This window comes from Actinophytocola gossypii (assembly GCF_025165815.1).
GTDB classification, from domain to species: domain Bacteria; phylum Actinomycetota; class Actinomycetes; order Mycobacteriales; family Pseudonocardiaceae; genus Actinophytocola; species Actinophytocola gossypii.
Genome location: NZ_JAFFZE010000014.1, coordinates 329,523 through 348,746 on the forward strand (window position 1 = coordinate 329,523; position 19,224 = coordinate 348,746).

Consider the following 19,224-nt stretch of genomic DNA (forward strand, 5'->3'; position numbering starts at 1 on the left):
CACATGCGATTCGGGGGGGACATGACGATCAAGCACGCGAACCCGTACCTCTACGCCACGGACCTCAGGGACGCGATGGCGGCGTTCGACAGCGCGCTCCTCGAGCGGTACAGGGCGGACCTCGATGACCACATGCAGGTGTGGACGCCACACGGTGAAGAACCCGACCCGAAGCCGACCGCCAGCGCGGGTCCTGGGCCCGACACGGTCAGTATCGGGTACAACAGGGCCAAGGAGAACGCGCCCGGCTGGGTGACGGAAGTCCGCGCCCAGGTGGAACCCATGATCGCGGTGTATGACAGCCAGGACCTGAGCAAGCTGGAGTCGGCCTTCAACGATCTGCATGCCGCCGCGGCGCTCCTCGGGGAGCGGTCGGCCGTCGGTGACGACAGCGGGCTCCCCACCCTGACGAACAAGATCAACGGCCGCAGCGGGGACGCCGACGACTTCACCAAGTGGGCGGGAATCTCCGGTGAGGCGTTCCGGAACAATTTCGGGCAGACGGTCGACCCGACCATGGAGAACCAGGCGGATCTCGCCACCAGCCTGCTCAATCTCTATGATGGCCGCGCCTGCATCATCGACGCCGCGCGCAGCAACACCCTGACGGCGTTCCAGCGCGCGACGGAGAAGATCCGTGAAACCGTCGCCTCCGGCGAGGAAAATGCACGTTGGGCATTCGTCAACGTCGCCATCATCGCCGTCGGGTTCGCCAGCGCCGGAGCAGGTGCGGTACTTGCTGGTGGCGCGATAATCGGCGGATATTTGGACAGCAAGAACCCCGATCAGAAGTACGCCAACGAGATCAAGGATGTCGTGGTGGGCTTGATGACTGATTTGGGACAGGCAGGGATTGACGCCCACACCGCCGAAAACGAATGGTTCGGCAAGGTTACCGAGCTGCAGAGATCTATCGCGAGTGTGCCGAGTGCGGAGCTGGAGCTGTACGACTTCTCGGGGCAGACGGCAAACAGCTCCGCGCCCCCGGCGGGTGGATTCGAGGTGTCGGTGGAGCAGGTCGACAAGCTCGCACAGTATTGCTTCGAAGCGTCCGAAGAGTACGAACGCGTCCTCGGCAAGGTCCTGGGGACGGACGCGGCCGATGGCGAGTTGACGGGGGAAAACGATGTCGAAACCGCAGGAGATCAGGAGCTGAAAGACACGCGGGATTCGTTGATTTCGTTCTTGCGAACCACCTGCGCACGGTACTACGAGGCAGGTTCTCGGCTCCATGACACCGCTCGCGAGTACTACGGTGTCGAGACGGACAACGAAGCCGTCATGCGCGCACTGGAAAAAGGTCCGGATCTCAACGGATCCGATCACGGCAACGGCGGATCGGTCGATCGGCACATCGAGAAGAGTGACCGCTCCGACATCGAGGACCTGAAGGACTACGAGGAGCCGCCACCTCCTCCGGGAGGCCCCAGCGGTGCCTACTGAAATTCGATCACTCCGAGTAGCCGAGTTCTTTCTGCTGTGGTACGCCCACCACAAGCTCAGCGATCTGCCTTCCTTTCTCGGCGTCAACCCCGTCGGAGACTCCCGGACCGAACGTGCGGAGCACACGGCCGCCGCGAGCGCGACGCTCGCCGAGCGAGATCTGGGTACGATCGAGAACCCCGCGGCAGACCTGCGAGAAATGGTGGGTCTCCTGGCCGAGACGCCGGCCCGGATCGAGTTCGGCCGCACCCGCCCCGAGGCGGCGGCGTGGACGGTCGCGGCTGTCCGAGACGGGCGAGCCGTGGTCGCCACCCGAACCGACCTGGAAATTCGACTGTGGACAGCCAAGGCTCCCAAATTCGTCACAGACCTGATCGAGGACCTTCCGCCGAGGGAACCCGGAACCGGCGCATCGGCGAACGCCCCGGTCGTCGACTTCCAGCGTGCGTATGACGCCGCGGCGGCCCGGGGCCCGGGGGCGTTCCGGGACGCTCTCGACCGTGCCGGCGTGCACCAGCGGGACATACCGACGCTCGCCCGAGCGGTCGAGGACAGCACCGACGGTGGCATGCTGGCAGCCGTGCGACGCGACGACACCGGCACCTGGCGACACGCACCAGTGCGGATCTCCTGGCGCGACACCGCGGCCGGCCGCTACGCGATCCGGCAGGACAACGCCTGGGTGACAGTCACACCGGCCGACACCGCCCGCCTGACCTCGATGGCCGGCCACGTGCTGGAACAGGTCGGGTGACCCGTGTTGGTCGTGGTCGGTGGCCTGCCGGCGACCGGAAAGACGACGGTGTCCCGCGCGGTGGCTCGGAAACTGGGGGCCGCCTACCTCCGCATCGACACGATCGAGCAAGCCGTCGTCCGGTTCGCCGAACGTGAGAGTTCCGGCGACGAGTTGCGGCACGCCGTCACCTGGGGACTCGGCTACGACATCGCCTACGCGGTCGCCAGGGACCTGCTCTCGCAGGGCTCACCCGTGATCGCCGAGTGCGTGAACCCCATGGAGATCACCCGCGACGCCTGGCGCGACGCGGCCGCGTCGACGCGCCTGGTCGAGGTGGAGCTGGTCTGCTCGGACCCGGCCGAACACGAGCGCCGGGCGACCTCCCGCACGGTCGACATCCCGGACCTGACCCTGCCGACCTGGGCGGACATCGTGAACCGCGAGTACGAGCCGTGGGACCGGCCGCACGTCGTGCTGGACACGGCCGGGAAGACTCCCGAGGACACCGTCGCCGAACTGTGCGCGGCGCTGGGTATCGACGACTGACCGGTCAGGCCGCCTCTCCCGAGTACGGCGTGCCGGGTTTCCACCGCCGCCGGTGCGACACAGAGGGCGACGACCAGCCACGGCCGCCAGGACCCGACGGTGAACAGGCCACCCCGGGCGCGGCGGTCCCGGCGACTCCAGCTCCACAGTGGAGGGTGTCGCCGGGATCGGTGGCACCCTCCTTGTGCACGATCGGGGGGCAGCGGTGACCATGGAGATGAGTGCCGGGGACCACCTGGCACCATGATCGCGAATCGCGGCAATGAGGCCGTGGGACGCGAGCGTGTGAGTGAGGGTGCGGGAATGACGGAATCTCCCGAGACGACACGTCCGGACGCCAGCCTGGGGCTGGACGGCGTGCCGCATACCGGGGAGACGATGACCTCCGACGGCCATCTCGTCGAGCCGCAGGCCGGCGAGTTCAGGCACGCCAGATCCGCCCCGAAGTCCGCCCAGTGGTACAAGACCGCCGTCTTCTACGAGGTCCTGGTCCGCGCGTTCAACGACTTCACCAACGACGGGACCGGCGACCTGCGGGGCCTGGCCGACAAGCTCGACTACCTGCAGTGGCTCGGCGTCGACTGTCTCTGGCTGCCGCCGTTCTACGCCTCACCGCTGCGGGACGGGGGATACGACATCTCGGACTTCCGGGCCGTGCTGCCGGAGTTCGGTACCGTCGAGGACTTCGTGCACCTGCTTGACCAGGCGCATCAGCGGGGCATCCGGGTGATCACCGACCTGGTGCTCAACCATACGAGTGACGCTCATCCGTGGTTTCAGGAGTCGCGGCAGCATCCGGACGGGCCGTACGGGGACTACTACGTCTGGGCCGACACCGACGAGGGGTACCCGGACGCCCGGATCATCTTCGTCGACACCGAGGCCTCCAACTGGACCTACGACCCGGTCCGCGGGCAGTTCTACTGGCACCGGTTCTTCTCCCACCAGCCCGACCTCAACTACGAGAACCCCGAGGTCGGGGACGCGATGATCGACGTCCTCCGGTTCTGGCTCGACCTCGGCATCGACGGGTTCCGGCTCGACGCGGTCCCCTACCTCTACGAGGAGGAGGGCACCAACTGCGAGAACCTCCCCCGCACGCACGAGTTCCTCAAGCGCTGCCGCAAGGTCGTCGACGACGAGTTCCCGGACCGCGTGCTGCTCGCGGAGGCCAACCAGTGGCCCTCGGACGTGGTCGCCTACTTCGGCGACCCGAACACGGGCGGTGACGAGTGCCACATGGCGTTCCACTTCCCGCTGATGCCGCGGATCTTCATGGCCGTGCGCCGCGAGTCCCGGTTCCCGATCTCGGAGATCCTGGCCCAGACGCCGCCGATCCCGTCCGGCGCGCAGTGGGGCATCTTCCTGCGCAACCACGACGAGCTGACCCTCGAGATGGTCACCGACGACGAGCGCGACTACATGTACGCGGAGTACGCCAAGGACCCGCGGATGAAGGCGAACATCGGCATCCGCCGGCGGCTCGCTCCGCTGCTGGACAACGACGCGAACCAGATGGAGCTGTTCACCGCCCTGCTGCTGTCGCTGCCCGGCTCGCCCGTCCTCTACTACGGCGACGAGATCGGCATGGGCGACAACATCTGGCTCGGTGACCGCGACGCCGTCCGTACCCCCATGCAGTGGTCACCCGACCGGAATGCCGGGTTCTCGCGCTGTGATCCCGGTCGGATCTACCTGCCGGTCATCGCCGACCCGGTGTACGGGTACCAGGCCGTCAACGTCGAGGCGCAGCTGAACAACAGCTCCTCGCTGCTGCACTGGACCAGGCGGATGCTCCAGGTCCGCCGCGAGCACCCCGCGTTCGGGCTCGGCGAGTTCGTCGAGCTGGGATCCTCGAACCCGAGCGTGCTCGCCTACCTGCGACACCTGTCGGCCGACCCGGAGCACGACGTCGTCGAGGACCTCGTCATCTGCGTGAACAACCTGTCCCGGTTCCCCCAGCCGGTGGAGCTGAACCTGTCCGAGCACGAGGGCCGGGTCCCGGTCGAGCTGACCGGCGGCGTGCGCTTCCCGCCGATCGGCGAGTGGCCGTACCTGCTGACGCTGCCCGGCCACGGTTTCTACTGGTTCCAGCTGACCACCGACGTCGAGGAGGGCGAGGCGCCGTGATCCGACCGGAGGATCTCGGCGAGGGTTTACTGACCTGGCTGGTGGAGCAGCGCTGGTTCCGGGCCAAGGCGCGCGGCGCGACGACGGTCGGCACCCGCGGCGCGACCGCGCTGGGGCACGGGCTGCAGCACACGATGATCGAGGTCGACTCCGACCTGTACCAGCTGCCGCTCGGCGCGCGGCGGGACATCCCCGACCACCTCACCCCCGCGGTGATCACCCGGCTGGGTGACGAGTCGGTGTACGACGCGACGCAGGACACCGAGCTGATGGCGCACCTGCTGACGCTGCTCGCCGACGGCGCGACCGTCGACGGCCTGTCGTTCCGAACCGAGCCGGGCGTCACGCTCGAACGCGACCTGCGGGCCCGGCCGATCGGGGTGGAACAGAGCAACACCTCGATCGTGTACGGCGCGCGGTACATCCTGAAGCTGTACCGCCAGCCCGACCCCGGCCCGAACCGGGACGTCGAGCTGCACCGGGCGCTGCGCTCGGCCGGGACCCCGCACATCGCCGCCCCGCTCGGCGTGATCAGCGAGGGTGACCTGGTGCTCGGCTTCCTGCAGGAGTTCCTGCCCAACGCGGTCGAGGGCTGGGCCACCGCCACCGCCAGCGTCCGCGACCTGCTCGCCGAGGGCGACCTGCACGCCGACGAGGTCGGCGGCGACTTCGCCGGCGAGGCCCACCGGCTCGGCGCCGCCGTCGCCGACGTGCACGCGGCCCTCGCGACGGAGACCGGCACCTCGGCGGCCTCCCCCGACGAGGTCGACGCCGAGGTCGACGCCATGCACGCCCGGCTCGACGCCGCGCTGTCCGAGGTGCCCGAGCTGGCCGCCAGGGAACGGCTGCTGCGGTCCGCGTTCGACGCCGTCCGGGAGCTGCGGGAGCCGCTGACCGTCCAGCAGGTGCACGGCGACCTGCACCTGGGGCAGGTGCTGCGCAGCAACGAGGGCTGGGTGCTGATCGACTTCGAGGGCGAGCCGGCCGCGCCGCTGGAACGGCGGCGGGCACCGCGCTCGCCGCTGCGGGACGTCGCGGCGATGCTGCGCAGCTTCGACTACGCGGCGTTCCACCTGCTCGGCGGCGAGGACACCGACCGGCAGCTGATGGCGCGGGCCGAGGAGTGGTCCGACCGCAACCGGGCGGCGTTCAGCGCGGGCTACGCGGAGGTGGCCGGCGATCCCACGGAGCAGGACACCCTGCTGCGCGCCCTGGAACTGGACAAGGCGGTGTACGAGGTCCGCTACGAGCACCACAACCGCCCGGACTGGCTCCCGATCCCCCTGGCCGCCATCCAGCGCTGGTCGATGCCCTGACCATTTCCCCCCTGGCGGCCCCCACCCCCGCTGGCTAGCCTGGATCCACGCCGTCCCGGGCGGCGGGGCGGCCGACGCGGACGAATCGGGGTGTCCAGGTGCGGATAGCGGATTTGTTGCGGCACAAGGGTTCCGAGGTGGCTACGGTGCCTCCGGCGCTGTCGGTCTCCGGCCTGCTCGAGGATCTCGCCCGGCACAACGTCGGCGCGCTCGTGGTGGTGGACGAGACCGGGACGCTGGTCGGCATCGTCTCCGAGCGGGACGTCGTCCGGCGGCTCGAGGAGCGCGGCGCCGAACTGCTGACCGCGCCGGTGTCCGAGATCATGACCAGCCGGGTGGTCACCTGCGGGCCGGACGAGGCGGTCGACTCGCTCGCCGCGACCATGACCGAGCGCCGGATCCGGCACATGCCGGTGGTGGCGGACGGCCGGCTGATCGGCATCGTCAGCATCGGTGACGTGGTGCGCAGCCGCATCGAGCAGCTCGAGTCGCACCAGGAACAGCTCGAGTCCTACATCGCGCGGGGCTGAGCGGGGACGCTGTTGAGCAGGTGCCGCCGGGCAGCGGCAGAATGAACCTCGATGACTGACGTGAACCCGGGAACCGACCCGAGCGCCATGCCGCCCGACGACCTGCGGCGGCTGGTGACCGGCTCGCACCACGACCCGCATTCGGTGCTCGGCGTGCATTCCGATCACGCCGGCACGACCGTCGCCCGGGCGTACCGGCCGGGCGCCAAGGCGGTGACGCTCCTGGCCGGCGAGCAGCGCCACCCGCTCAGCGAGACCGCCGACGGCGTGTTCACCGGCGTACTTCCCGGCTCCCCCGGCGGGTACCTGTTCGAAGTGGACTACGGCGGCGACCCGGTCCTGGTCGACGACCCGTACCGCTGGCTGCCGACACTGGGCGAGCTCGACCAGCACCTGATCGGCGAGGGCCGGCACGAGCGGCTGTGGCAGGTGCTCGGCGCGCACGTGCGGTCCTACGACACGCCGACCGGTCCGGTGGAGGGCACGTCGTTCGCGGTGTGGGCGCCGAGCGCGCGCGGGGTGCGGGTGGCGGGCGACTTCGACGGGTGGGACGGGCGCGCGAACCCGATGCGCTCGCTGGGCTCGTCCGGCATCTGGGAGCTGTTCGTGCCCGGACTGCCGGCCGGAACCTGCTACAAGTTCCGCATCCTCGGCCACGACGGCGCCTGGCACGAGAAGGCCGACCCGATGGCGTTCGGCACCGAGGTGCCGCCGAACACCGCGTCCAGGGTGACCGTGTCGACCCACGAGTGGACCGACCAGGAGTGGGTCACCCGGCGCGAGGCCACCGAGTGGCACAACGCGCCGATGAGCGTCTACGAGGTGCACCTCGGCTCGTGGCGGACCGGCCTCGGGTACCGCGAGCTGGCCGTCGAGCTGGCCGACCACGTCGAGGAGCACGGGTTCACCCACGTCGAGCTGCTGCCGGTGGCCGAGCACCCGTTCGGCGGGTCGTGGGGCTACCAGGTGACGTCGTACTACGCGCCGACCGCGCGGTTCGGCTCGCCGGACGACTTCCGGTACTTCGTCGACACCCTGCACAACCGGGGCATCGGCGTGATCATGGACTGGGTGCCGGCGCACTTCCCGAAGGACGAGTGGGCGCTCGCGCGGTTCGACGGCACCGCGCTGTACGAGCACGCCGACCCGCGCCGAGGCGAGCACCCGGACTGGGGCACGTACGTGTTCGACTTCGGCCGGACCGAGGTGCGGAACTTCCTGGTGGCCAACGCGCTGTACTGGATCGAGGAGTTCCACATCGACGGCCTGCGGGTCGACGCGGTGGCCTCGATGCTGTACCTGGACTACTCCCGCGAGGAGGGCCAGTGGCTGCCGAACGTCCACGGTGGACGGGAGAACCTGGACGCCGTGCGGTTCCTGCAGGAGCTGAACGCGACGGTCTACAAGCACCACCCCGGCACGCTGATGGTGGCCGAGGAGTCGACCGCGTGGCCCGGCGTGACCCGGCCGACGCACCTGGGCGGGCTCGGGTTCGGGTTCAAGTGGAACATGGGCTGGATGCACGACACGCTCAGCTACGTCGCGCACGACCCGGTGCACCGGTCGTACCACCACAACGAGGTCACGTTCTCGCTGATGTACGCGTGGAGCGAGAACTTCGTGCTGCCGCTGTCCCACGACGAGGTCGTGCACGGCAAGGGCTCGCTGTGGACGAGGATGCCCGGCGACGACTGGAACAAGGCGGCCGGGCTGCGCGCGCTGCTGGCGTTCATGTGGGCGCATCCCGGCAAGCAGCTGCTGTTCATGGGCGGGGAGTTCGGCCAGCGGCAGGAGTGGTCGGAGAGCCGGTCGCTGGACTGGGAGCTGACCGAGGAGCCGCTGCACGCCGGCCTCCTGGCGATGGTGCGTGACCTGAACCGGACCTACCGCGACCACCCCGCGCTGTGGTCGGCCGACGTCCGCCCGGACGGTTTCGCCTGGATCGACGCCAACGACTCGGCGAACAACGTGGCGAGCTTCCTGCGCCGCGACCCGCACCGGGACGGCGTGGTCCTGGCGTGCGTGGCGAACTTCGCCGGCAACCCGCACCGGAACTACCGCGTCGGCCTCCCGCACGCGGGCCGGTGGCGCGAGGTCCTGAACACCGACGCCGAGGTCTACGGCGGCTCCGGCTGGGGCAACCTGGGCGGCGTCGAGGCCACCACCGACCCGTGGCACGGACAGCCCGCGTCGGCCCTGCTCCAGCTCCCACCCCAGGGCGTGCTCTGGCTGGCGCCCGAGATCTGAGTCCTTGCGCAGATACCGGGAGCTGCTCGCGATCGCGGGTGTGCCCCGGCTGACGGCCGCGGTGCTGCTCAGCCGCGTGTCGACGTCGATGTTCAACCTGGCGTTGCTGGTGGCGGTGGCGCGGGCGTACGGCTACGGCGAGGCCGGGCTGCTGATGATGGTCTTCGCGGTGGCCAACGGGGTGGTCGGGCCGGTGCGGGGCCGGCTGGCGGACCGGCGACAGCCGCGGCGGCTGATGCTCGTGCTGCTGGGGTGGCACGTCGGGGCCTACGCGGGGCTGGCGGTAGGGATCACGGCCACGGTGCCGGTCGGGGTGCTGTACGCGGTGGCGGTCGTGCTCGGGGCGAGTGTGCCGCCCGCCGGACCGGTGGTGCGGAGTCTGTGGCCGCACCTGGTACCGGCCGGGCGACTTCCCACCGCGTACGCGTTCGATGCGGCCCTGAACACCGTCACCTTCGTGTCCGGGCCACTGTTCGCCGGGGCGCTGCTGCTGGTGCTGCCCCCGTTCTGGGTGCTCGCCGCGACCGGAGTGGTGAAACTCGCGGGCGACGCGCTGGTCGCGGTGGCCCCGGCGTTGCGGGCTCGGCCGAAGCCGACCGAACAGGCGCGGCGGGGCATGTTCGGCCCGCTGGCGAACGGCCAGATCCGACTGATGCTCACGATGGTCGCGCTGGACACGTTCGGCTTCGGGTGCCTCGAGGTGACGGCGGTGGCGGCGGCGCGGAGTGAGGGCGCGGCGGGGCTGTTCACCAGTGCGCTCGCCGTGGGCGGGGTGATCAGCGGGGTCGCCTACGGTGCGCGCGGCTGGCCGGGAAAGCCCCGCACTCAGCTGGTCGTGCTGCACCTCGGCGCCGCGGTCGCCCTGGGGGCCGGGTCGCTGGTCGGGCCGGCCGGGTTCGGGTTGGTGCTGGTCGGGCTCGTGTTCGCGGTGGTCGGGTTGTGCACCGGGCCGGTGGAGACCCTGCAGCAGCTGCTGATCGGCGAGCACAGTCGGGACGACCAGCGGATCGAGGCGTTCGCCTGGGTGTTCAGCACCATGTGGGTCGGGTTCGGGGTCGGCACGACCGTCGCGGGACAGCTCGCGGGGCCCGGGGTCAGCGGGCCGGCGCTGCTCGCGGCGGGGCTCGCCCAGCTGGGGATCGTGGTGCTCGCTGCGGTCAGGTTCCGGGGGTGACGGCCGGATCGGGCCGGATCGGCACGCGGCAGCGCGATGTTGGGCACACTGGACGCGTGCGAACCCGACCCGCCGCCACTCGCTGGGTCGTGCCGTTGCTGGTGCTGGTCGCTACGAGCGCCACCGCGTGCACGACCGCCATCGCCGGGCAGCCGGCCAGTTCGGGCTCGGTGGTGTCCAACCCCGACCCCGACCAGCCGGGGGGCGGCGACCCCTCGTTCATCGAGAACACCGACGGCGGCGAGATCGACCAGCTCGCCGCCGCCGTGCTGTCCGACGTGCGCACCTACTGGACCGAGACCTTCCCCGCCACCTTCGACGGACAGGAGTGGGAGGACCTCACCGGCGGCTACTACTCGGTCGACACCGCCTCCGCCGACGCGCCCGCCCCGCCGTGCGTGGACAAGGCCAGCGACGTGGAGGGCAACGCCTTCTACTGCCCGTCCGAGGACGTCATCGCCTGGGACCGGGCGGCGCTGCTGCCGGTGCTCAAGGAGCGGTTCGGCGAGGCCGCCGTGATGCTCGTGCTCGCCCACGAGATGGGCCACGCCGTGCAGAACCGCGCCGGGCTCACGTTCGAGGAGCGCCGCGCCAACCCCGACCAGTTCCCGACGATCCTCGTCGAGGCGCAGGCCGACTGCTACGCCGGCTCGTTCGTGCGCTGGGTCGCCGAGGGCAACGCCCATCACCTGAGCGTCGCCGACGACCGGCTGGACTCCGCGCTCGAGTCGTTGATCACATTCCGCGACCCGCTGGGCACCGCGCAGACCGACGAGGGCGCGCACGGCGACTCGTTCGACCGGATCTCGGCGTTCCAGGACGGCTACGACTCCGGCGCGGAGCTGTGCGCGGGCATCAGCATCGACAACCGCACGTTCACCCAGCGCGGCTTCACCAACGCCCAGGACTACGAGCTCGGCGGCAACCTGCCGTTCGACCAGCTCGTCCAGGCGATCACCGAGGACCTCGACACGTACTTCGAGGGCGTGGTCACCGGGCAGGGCGGTGAGTGGTCCTCGCCGTCGCTGGCGAACAGCGAGGAGGAGCCGGCGTGCACCGACGCCGACCAGGGGCCGGTCGCGTTCTGCGCGGAGTCCGACGAGATCGACCTGGCCACCGGCGGTGAGCTGCCCGAGCTGCACAGCGACGTCGGCGACTACGCGACCGGGGTCATGCTGACCAGCCGTTACGCCATGGCCGCCCTGGACGCGCTCGGGCTGCCCACCGACGGTGCGGACGCCCAGCGCCGGCTGGTGTGCCTGTCCGGCACCTACACCGGCGAGCTGCTGAGCCGGGCCGACGGGTTCACCCTCTCCCCAGGTGACCTCGACGAGGCCATCCAGATGCTGCTGCGCTACGACTACCCGGGCCGGGACAGCGCGGGTGACGCGATCGACACCGGCTACGACCGGGTGTCGGTGTTCCGCGACGGCACCCTGGACGGCCTGGAGGCGTGCGAGCTCGGCTGAACCCGCTTGGCTAGTGTGCGGGCAGCAACGGTACGGAGGGGACGAAACGATGCGCGGAGTGCTGCGGGGCGGAGCGATCGTCGCGGTGGTGGCGGCGACGGTGGCGGCGCTGGGGGCGTGCGGGCAGGTCGTCTCGGGGACTCCGGTCGCGACGGGTGCGATCGACACCACGAGCGCGGGCGGGCTCGAGGTGACCGACGGGCCGAGCGGGCCGAGGGATGGTGTCGAGGACGCCGACCTGGAGGTCGAGGGCACCGACGGGAGCGAGATGGACCGGCTGGCGATCAACGCGATCGCCGACCTCTACGACTACTGGGGCGAGCAGCTGCCCAAGCACTTCGACCAGGAGTTCGAGCCGTTGCAGCGGCTGCTGTCCTACGACGCCAACGGCGAGGGCGTGCCGATCTGCGGCGCGAACACCGCGGGGCTGGTCAACGCGTTCTACTGCGGGGGCGGCGGCGAGGACGCGATCGCCTGGGACCGGGGCGAGCTGCTGCCGATGCTGAACGACATGTTCGGACCGATGTCGGTGGTCGGGGTGCTGGCCCACGAGATGGGTCACGCCGTGCAGTTCCGGCTCGGGGAGAAGAGCAACATCAACCAGGCCACGCCGACGATCGTGCGTGAGCAGCAGGCCGACTGCTACATGGGCAACTTCTTCCGCTACGTCGCCGAGGACCAGGCCGCACACTTCCAGATCAACACCGGCGAGGGCCTGAACGCGATCCTCGCGACGTTGTTCTTCATCCGCGACCCCGCTGGTCTCGACCACCGCACCGAGGGCGCGCACGGGCTGGCGTTCGACCGGGTGTACGCGTTCCAGGAGGGGTTCACCAAGGACCCCACGCGGTGCGCGGAGATGGATCCGGAGGAGATCGACGGCCGGATCGCGGAGAAGGAGCGCAGCGAGAGCGAGCTGCGGTCGGACGCGAACGATGGCGACATCGACCCGACGACGGACGACAACCAGCAGTACCTGCAGCAGAGCCTGAACGAGGCGTTCAAGGAGAACGGCGCCGAGCAGCCCGACATCGTCGACAACGGCTCGACCTGCGAGAACGGCGAGGCGACCGAGCCGGTCACCTACTGCCCGGAGGAGAACGTCGTCGGCTACGACGCCGACGCGCTGCGGGAACTCGCCGCCAAGCCGGACCCGAACGCGCAACCCGGCGAGGAGAGCCACGGCGGGCTGGGCGACTTCGCGGCGTTCGCGGAGGTCGCGTCCCGGTACGCGCTGTCGATCCAGAAGTCGGTCGGCCTGCCGCTGGACGACGAGAACGCCGGCCTGCGGACGGCGTGCCTGACCGGCGCGTGGGCCGGCTACACCGACCAGGAGCAGGAGGCCCGCGGCCTGCGCCTCGCGGTCGGCGACCTGGACGAGGCGGTCGCCGAACTCCTGCAGGACGACTCCCTGATCGCCGCCGACGTGAACGGCACCCAGGTGCAGTCCGGCTTCGCCCGCGTCGAGGCCTTCCGCCGCGGCTACATGGAGGGCCCCACCCCCTGCACGGAGGACTTCGCCTGACCGCCGCCGCGAACGTACGACTCGCGCGACGCGAACGTACGACTCGCGAGCGTCGCGAGTCGTACGTTCCCGGACCGCGAGTCGTACGTTCGCGTTTCGGGAGGTGGGTGCGGGCTAGTACAGGGCGCTGGCGAGGGCTCGGCGGGCCTGGGCGACCGTGGGATCCTCCGGGGGGAAGAGGCCGAACAGCTCCACCAGGTGGGTGCGGGCGCGGTCACGGTCGGGGCCGGCGGTGCGGCGGATGACGGCGAGTAGGCGGTTGAACGCCTGCTCCACGCGCTGGCTCGCGAGTTCCACGTCGGCGGCCTGGAGTTGGGCGTCGACGTCCTCCGGCGAGGTGTCGGCGCGGACGACCACCGACGGGTCGGCCGCCTCGGCGCGGGCCAGGAACCGGACCTGCGCGAGCGCGGCCTTCGCCTGCTCGTTGGCCGGCTCGGCGTCCAGGATCTTCTGGTACGCGGCCTCCGCCGTGGCGTAGTCGCCCTGCTCGAAGGCCTCCTCGGCGGCGACGAACCTCGGGTCCTCCGGCTCCGGCTCCGGCTCGGCGGCATCGTCCGCCGGCGCGCCCTCCTCGGCGGCCCGGATGCCCGGCAGCCGGTCACGCAGCGCGTCGAGCAGGCTCGCCAGCCACTGCTTGATCTGCGGCTCCGGCTGCGCCCCGGCGAACGCCTCCACCGGCTGGCCGCCGGCGATCGCGACGACCGTCGGGATCGACTGGACCCCGAACAGCTGCGCGATCCTCGGGTTCGCGTCGACGTCGACCTTCGCGAGGATCCAGGCGCCGTTCGCGGCTCGCGCGAGCCGCTCGAGCACCGGGGAGAGCTGCTTGCACGGGCCGCACCACTCGGCCCACAGGTCGACGACCACCGGGACCTGCAGCGAGCGCTCGACGACCTCGGCCTGGAACGTGTCCTCGGTCACGTCGAGGACGAAGGCACTGGACGGGCCCGGCTCGCCGGCAGGCTGCTGGGGCGCCGAGGGGGGCGCCTTGCTCGCGGCGTCGGCGCGTGCCTTGAGCGCCGACAGGTCTACGGCTCCGGACAGGGCGGCCGACATGGCCGCTGTTTGACGTGGGTCTGGCCTTGTCACGGTTCCATCCTGGCACGAGTCGTCGACCGCTCGCCGCAGCGACCGCCGATCGTCCTCACGACTCCTCCCGGAGATGCCGCTCGACCCGCTCGACCTTGGCGACGAGCTGGTTGGTGTGACCGGGCCGGATGTCGGCCTTGAGCACCAGGCTGACCCGGGGCGCACCCTGCGCGACGACGTCGACCGCCCGCTTGACCACGGCCATCACCTCATCCCACTCGCCCTCGACGGTGGTGAACATGCTCGTGGTCTCCGACGGCAGGCCCGACTCCCGCACCACCCGCACCGCCTCGGCGACGGCCTTGCTCACACTGTCCGACTCGCCGCCGGCCGGGGCGACACTGAACGCCACTAACACGCCTGCTCCTCTCCCGCGATGATCCGTGCCCGGGCACCCTGTCCGGTACTCGGTGGTAACTTCAAGCTCCATGAGCTCGCGAGTGCTGCCGTTCGACCCGATCGCCCGCGCCGCGGAGCTGTGGGAGGACCGGGTCGGTCCCTCCGGCACGATGGCGGCGGTCACCAGCATCATGCGGGTGCAGCAGGTCCTGCAGTCCGCGGTGGACGGTGCGCTGCGCCCGCACGGCCTGACCTTCGCCCGGTACGAGGCGCTGGTGCTGCTGACGTTCTCCAAACAGGGCAGCCTGCCGATGCGCGTGATGGGCGAGCGCCTGCAGCTGCACCCGACCAGCGTGACCAACATCGTCGACCGGCTGGAGGGCGACGGGCTGGTGAAGCGCCTGCCGCACCCCACCGACCGGCGCACGACGCTCGCGGAGATCACCGAGGCCGGCCGGCAGCGCCGCGAGGAGGCCACCGCCGCGGTGACCGAGATCGACTTCGGCATGCGCGGGCTGACCGAACGCCAGACCACCCAGCTGACCGACCTGCTCGCCAAGGTCCGCAAGGCCGTCGGCGACTTCGAGGACTGACCAGCACACGTTCTGGCCGGTCGCCGGCTAGCTGTCCTCCCACTGGAAGACCTTGGCCGCGATCGCGCCGACCACGACGGTGAAGCCGGCCAGCACCAGGCACGGCACGACCAGTGCGCTGGCGCCCTGGCCGCGGACCAGGAAGTCCATGATGCCGTCGTTCATGTGACGCAGCGGGAAGATCTGCGACACGGCCTGCATCCACTTCGGCGACTGCTCGATCGGGAAGAACGTCCCGGAGAGGAACGCCATCGGCATCACGACGATGTTCGCCGCGCCGGTGGCGGCCTCCTCGGTCTTGCAGAACGCGCCGACGAGCATGCCGATCGCGAAGAACGCCAGGACGCCGAGCAGGAACACCGGGATCGCCAGCGCCCAGGTGCCGACCAGTCGCAGCCCGAAGACCGGCAGCGAGCCGATGCCCAGGAACACCACGGCCTGCACGATCGCCACGCCGACGCTGACCACGACCCGGGAGCTGAGCACCGTCGGAACCCCGACCGGGGCCAGCCTGATCCGGCGCAGCACCTGCTTCTTGCGCCAGTTCACCAGGGTCAACGCGGCGCCGAACACCGCGGAGATCGCCACGCCCCAGGACATGATGCCCGGGGTGATGAACTGGATCGGCTCGAGCGAACTGTCCTCCACATTGGACTCGTCGACCGTGTACCTCGGCGGCTGGTTGGTCGCCGCCAGGTTCAGGTTGTCCACCACGCCAACGACGATGCCGCGGACCGTACCGGCCTGGTTCTGGTCGCTGGCGGCGAACCGGTAGGTGATCTCGTTGCCGGACTGGCCGACCGCGGCGGGCAGGTCGCCGTCGCGGACCTTCGCGACCGCCTCCGCCATCGTCGGGTAGCGCTCCAGCTCCACGACACCGGTGTCGGCCAGCGCCGTGATCACCGGGCCCTCGCCGACCGCGCCGACCGTGATCTTCTCCGAGCCCGAGTCGCGGAACAGGAGTCCGAAGATCAGCAGGAACATCAGGGGAAAGACGAAGGTGAAGAACAGGGTCGCCTTGTCGCGGTAGAAGCCCTTCACCATGGCGAGCGCGAGGCTCTTGAACGCGGTCACGCCCGGTACTCCCGTCCGGTCAGGTTGAGGAAGACGTCCTCGAGGGTCGCGGTGCGAACCTGCAGGCCCTCCAGGGCGCCGCGGTTCGCGAGGGCCGACAGCAGCTCGGCCGGCTGCCGGGTGGAGATGGTCAGGGACAGCTCGTCCTCGCCGACCTCGCCCGAGCCGGGCAGCGCGGCGGCGTCGGCGGCGGACAGCGAGCCGCGCTCGAGGATCACGTGCGTCGGCGCGTCCAGGCCGCGGACCAGGGCGGCCGGGCGGTCCATCGCCAGGATCCTGCCCTTGTCCATGATCGCCACCCGGTCACAAAGAATTTCCGCCTCGTCCAGGTAGTGGGTGGTGTAGACGATCGTCTTCCCGCGTGCCTGGATCGCCCGCAGCACGTCCCACAGGTTCCGCCTGGCCTGCGGATCCAGCGCGGCGGTCGGCTCGTCGAGGAACACCACGTCCGGGTCGTGCACCAGCGCGCACGCGATCGACAGCCGCTGGCGCTGCCCGCCGGAGAGCTTGTCCTCGCGGGTGTCGGCCTTGTCGGCCAGGCCGACCAGGTCCAGCATCTCGTGTGCCCGCGTCGCGCCGACGCCGTACAGCGACGCGAAGGTCTCCAGCTGTTCACGCGCGGTGAGCTTCTCGAAGAACGACGACGCCTGCAGCTGCACGCCTACCCTGGGTAACAACGGGACCCGTCGCGGCCACGGCGACTCCCCCAGCAGGCGCACCGAGCCGGAGTCCGGTTCGCGCAGCCCTTCGATGATTTCCAACGTGGTCGTCTTGCCCGCGCCGTTCGGCCCGAGGATGCCGAAGAACTCCCCCTCGGCGACGGACAACGACACGCCGTCCACCGCCTTGAGGTCCCCGTACGCCTTGCGGATGTCCTCGACCACCACGGCGTTTCCTGTGTGGATCACGCAGGTGACCCTAACCGAGCACGAGCCGGGGACACTTGCTCCCTGCTGGTTTCCGGCACCAAAGCCGAACGCGGGGTGAACGAAAGTCGATAGCCTGGCGGCATGGAGTTGTACCCGGAGATCGAACCGTACGAGCACGGCATGCTCGACGTCGGCGACGGTCACCGTGTGTACTGGGAGCAGTGCGGAAACCCGGACGGCAAGCCGGCGGTCGTACTGCACGGCGGGCCGGGTTCCGGGTGCACGCCGAGACACCGTCGCTGGTTCGACCCGCGGCGCTACCGGGTGGTGCTGCTGGACCAGCGCAACTGCGGGCGGAGCACGCCGCACGCGAGCGAGCACGCGACCGACCTCGCCACCAACACCACCCCGCACCTACTCGGCGACCTCGAACTGCTGCGCACCACGCTGGGCATCGAGCGCTGGCTGGTGTTCGGCGGGTCGTGGGGCTCGGTGCTCGGCCTGGCCTACGCGCAGGCGTTTCCGGAGCGGGTGTCGGAGCTGGTGCTGTTCGCGCTGGCGACCGGGCGGCAGGTCGAGGTGGACCTGTTGACGCGCGGCCTCCGCCGGCTCTTTCCCGAGGCGTGGGCGGAGTTCCGCGGCGGGTCCGATGTGGACGATCTACCGACCGGCTACGCCCGGCGGCTGAACTCCCCGGCGCCGGAGGAGCGGGCGGCGGCGGCGCGCGGGTGGTGCGCGTGGGAGGACGCGATCGCGCCCGGCCCGAGCGAGCGCTACCGCGACCCGAGGTTCCGGCTGGCGTTCGCGCGGATCGTGACCCATTACTGGAGCCAGGGGCACTTCCTCGCCCACGACGGCGTGCTGCTCGCCGAGGCGGGCCGGCTCGCCGGCATTCCTGGCGTGATGGTGCACGGGCAGTTGGACTTCGTGAACTTCACCGGCACGCCGTGGCTGCTCGACCAGGCGTGGCCGGACGGGCGGCTGCACGTCGTCGAGGGCGCGCACGAGACGGCGACCCCCGGCATCATGGACACGCTGCTCGCCGCGATAGACGAGTTTTGACCGATTCCGGCGCCTTGCGGGAAGGTTCTCACCAGGGCCAAGATGATGACGATGACAACGTTGTCCAGTGATCGTGGACGCAGCGTTCGCCGGGCCACCATGAGCGACGTGGCCCGGCTCGCCGGGGTGAGCATCAAGACCGTCTCCCGCGTGGTCAACGACGAGCCCGGCGTGCACACCGACACCGCGGAGCGCGTGCTGGCGGCCATCGAACGGCTGGGGTTCCGGCGCAACATCGGCGCGCTCAACCTGCGGCGGGGCTCGTCGACCGGCACGATCGGGCTCGTGCTGGAGGACGTCGCCAACCCGTTCTACTCGGGCCTGACCAGGGCCGCCGAGGAGGTCGCTCGGCGGCACGGGCGGCAGGTGCTCACCGGCTCCTCCGACGAGGACGCCGGCCGGGAGCGGGAGCTGTCGCTGGAGTTCTGCGCGCGCCGGGTGGACGGGCTGGTCGTGGTGCCGGCCGGGCGCCGGCACGGGTACCTGGCGCCGGAGATCGCCTCGGGCACGCCGGTGGTGTTCGTCGACCGGCCGCCGGGCGAGGTCGAGGCCGACACCGTGCTGGTCGACAACGTGGCCGGCGCGGCCGAGGCGGTCGAGCACCTGGCGCGGCACGGGCACCGGCGGATCGCGTTCCTCGGCGACGCGCCGGGCATCTTCACCGCCGCCGAGCGGCTCCGCGGCTTCCGCGAGGGCTGCGCGCGGGCCGGCGTCGAGTTCGACGAGCGGCTGGTCGCGCGGGGTCCCGAGGAGGAAGCGGCCGCGTCGCTGGCCAGGGTGCTGGCCGCCGATCCGCCCGCGACGGCGCTGGTCACCGGGAACAACCGGATCACCGTGCGGGTGCTGCGTGCCCTCGCCGGGCTCCCCCGCCGGCCCGCGCTGGTCGGTTTCGACGACTTCGAGCTCGCCGACCTGCTCGACCCGCCGGTGAGCGTGGTCGCGCTGGACCCCGGCGAGCTCGGCAGGGCCGCCGCCGAACTGCTGTTCGCGCGGCTGGGCGGGGACTCGTCGCCGCCCCGCCGGATCGTGCTTCCGGTCCGGCTCGTACCCCGTGGATCCGGAGAGGTCGGTCCGTGACTGAT

Annotated in this window: 17 protein-coding genes; 13 read left to right on the forward strand and 4 right to left on the reverse strand. The window is 70.7% G+C overall.

The genetic code is table 11. The features are described from left to right. Positions 1-21: 21 nt before the first annotated feature. The 10 genes from JT362_RS18070 to JT362_RS18115 all read left to right on the forward strand — a co-directional run bounded on the left by JT362_RS18070 (position 22) and on the right by JT362_RS18115 (position 13,116). Positions 22-1,443: a hypothetical protein gene (locus JT362_RS18070; protein ID WP_260192432.1), complete on the forward strand. Its 1,422-nt coding sequence runs from the start codon at positions 22-24 to the stop codon at positions 1,441-1,443. After that, positions 1,433-2,197 (forward strand): ESX secretion-associated protein EspG, encoded by a 765-nt coding sequence (locus tag JT362_RS18075; RefSeq protein WP_260192433.1) that lies wholly within the window; start codon positions 1,433-1,435, stop codon positions 2,195-2,197. Before JT362_RS18070 ends, JT362_RS18075 begins: the two co-directional genes overlap by 11 nt. Before the next feature lie 3 nt (positions 2,198-2,200). Continuing rightward, positions 2,201-2,725, forward strand: coding sequence for a P-loop nucleotide/nucleoside kinase family protein (locus JT362_RS18080; protein ID WP_260192434.1), 525 nt, complete (start codon positions 2,201-2,203; stop codon positions 2,723-2,725). A 303-nt stretch (positions 2,726-3,028) separates the two neighbouring features. Next, on the forward strand, positions 3,029-4,855 hold the full coding sequence (gene treS, locus JT362_RS18085; protein WP_260192435.1) for a maltose alpha-D-glucosyltransferase: 1,827 nt from the start codon (positions 3,029-3,031) through the stop codon (positions 4,853-4,855). After that, complete coding sequence (locus tag JT362_RS18090; RefSeq protein WP_260192436.1) at positions 4,852-6,171, forward strand: maltokinase N-terminal cap-like domain-containing protein; 1,320 nt, start codon at positions 4,852-4,854, stop codon at positions 6,169-6,171. Before treS ends, JT362_RS18090 begins: the two co-directional genes overlap by 4 nt. 98 nt (positions 6,172-6,269) lie before the next feature. Continuing rightward, positions 6,270-6,701 (forward strand): CBS domain-containing protein, encoded by a 432-nt coding sequence (locus JT362_RS18095; RefSeq protein WP_260192437.1) that lies wholly within the window; start codon positions 6,270-6,272, stop codon positions 6,699-6,701. A gap of 51 nt (positions 6,702-6,752) precedes the next feature. Next, complete coding sequence (gene glgB, locus JT362_RS18100) at positions 6,753-8,948, forward strand: 1,4-alpha-glucan branching protein GlgB (RefSeq protein WP_260192438.1); 2,196 nt, start codon at positions 6,753-6,755, stop codon at positions 8,946-8,948. Between the two features lie 4 nt (positions 8,949-8,952). Continuing rightward, entirely contained in the window at positions 8,953-10,122 is a 1,170-nt protein-coding gene (locus JT362_RS18105; protein ID WP_260192439.1) for an MFS transporter, read from the forward strand. Positions 10,123-10,178: 56 nt separating this feature from the next. Further along, positions 10,179-11,591, forward strand: coding sequence for a neutral zinc metallopeptidase (locus tag JT362_RS18110; protein WP_260192440.1), 1,413 nt, complete (start codon positions 10,179-10,181; stop codon positions 11,589-11,591). A gap of 49 nt (positions 11,592-11,640) precedes the next feature. Then, positions 11,641-13,116 carry a neutral zinc metallopeptidase gene (locus JT362_RS18115; RefSeq protein WP_260192441.1) on the forward strand — a complete coding sequence of 492 codons (1,476 nt, stop codon included), beginning with the start codon at positions 11,641-11,643 and terminating at the stop codon, positions 13,114-13,116. A 114-nt stretch (positions 13,117-13,230) separates the two neighbouring features. Here the strand turns inward: JT362_RS18115 and JT362_RS18120 are convergent, their stop codons facing one another. Beyond that, entirely contained in the window at positions 13,231-14,172 is a 942-nt protein-coding gene (locus tag JT362_RS18120; RefSeq protein WP_260192443.1) for a tetratricopeptide repeat protein, read from the reverse strand. A gap of 88 nt (positions 14,173-14,260) precedes the next feature. Continuing rightward, entirely contained in the window at positions 14,261-14,563 is a 303-nt protein-coding gene (locus JT362_RS18125) for an MTH1187 family thiamine-binding protein (RefSeq protein ID WP_260192444.1), read from the reverse strand. 70 nt (positions 14,564-14,633) lie between these two features. On the opposite strand from JT362_RS18125, the gene JT362_RS18130 reads away from it, so the two are divergent. Continuing rightward, on the forward strand, positions 14,634-15,137 hold the full coding sequence (locus JT362_RS18130; RefSeq protein ID WP_260192445.1) for a MarR family winged helix-turn-helix transcriptional regulator: 504 nt from the start codon (positions 14,634-14,636) through the stop codon (positions 15,135-15,137). A 27-nt stretch (positions 15,138-15,164) separates the two neighbouring features. Here the strand turns inward: JT362_RS18130 and JT362_RS18135 are convergent, their stop codons facing one another. Together JT362_RS18135 and JT362_RS18140 are read right to left on the reverse strand one after the other, a co-directional pair. Continuing rightward, on the reverse strand, positions 15,165-16,211 hold the full coding sequence (locus JT362_RS18135; RefSeq protein ID WP_260192446.1) for an ABC transporter permease: 1,047 nt from the start codon (positions 16,209-16,211) through the stop codon (positions 15,165-15,167). Next, positions 16,208-17,119: an ABC transporter ATP-binding protein gene (locus JT362_RS18140; protein ID WP_260192447.1), complete on the reverse strand. Its 912-nt coding sequence runs from the start codon at positions 17,117-17,119 to the stop codon at positions 16,208-16,210. Before JT362_RS18140 ends, JT362_RS18135 begins: the two co-directional genes overlap by 4 nt. Positions 17,120-17,221: 102 nt before the next feature. Between JT362_RS18140 and pip the strand changes: the two genes are divergently transcribed. Together pip and JT362_RS18150 are read left to right on the forward strand one after the other, a co-directional pair. Continuing rightward, entirely contained in the window at positions 17,222-18,142 is a 921-nt protein-coding gene (gene pip / locus JT362_RS18145; RefSeq protein WP_260192448.1) for a prolyl aminopeptidase, read from the forward strand. Between the two features lie 99 nt (positions 18,143-18,241). Continuing rightward, a complete protein-coding gene (locus tag JT362_RS18150) occupies positions 18,242-19,219 on the forward strand; it encodes a LacI family DNA-binding transcriptional regulator (RefSeq protein WP_260192449.1) in 978 nt (325 codons plus the stop codon). The last annotated feature ends 5 nt before the right edge of the window (positions 19,220-19,224 follow it).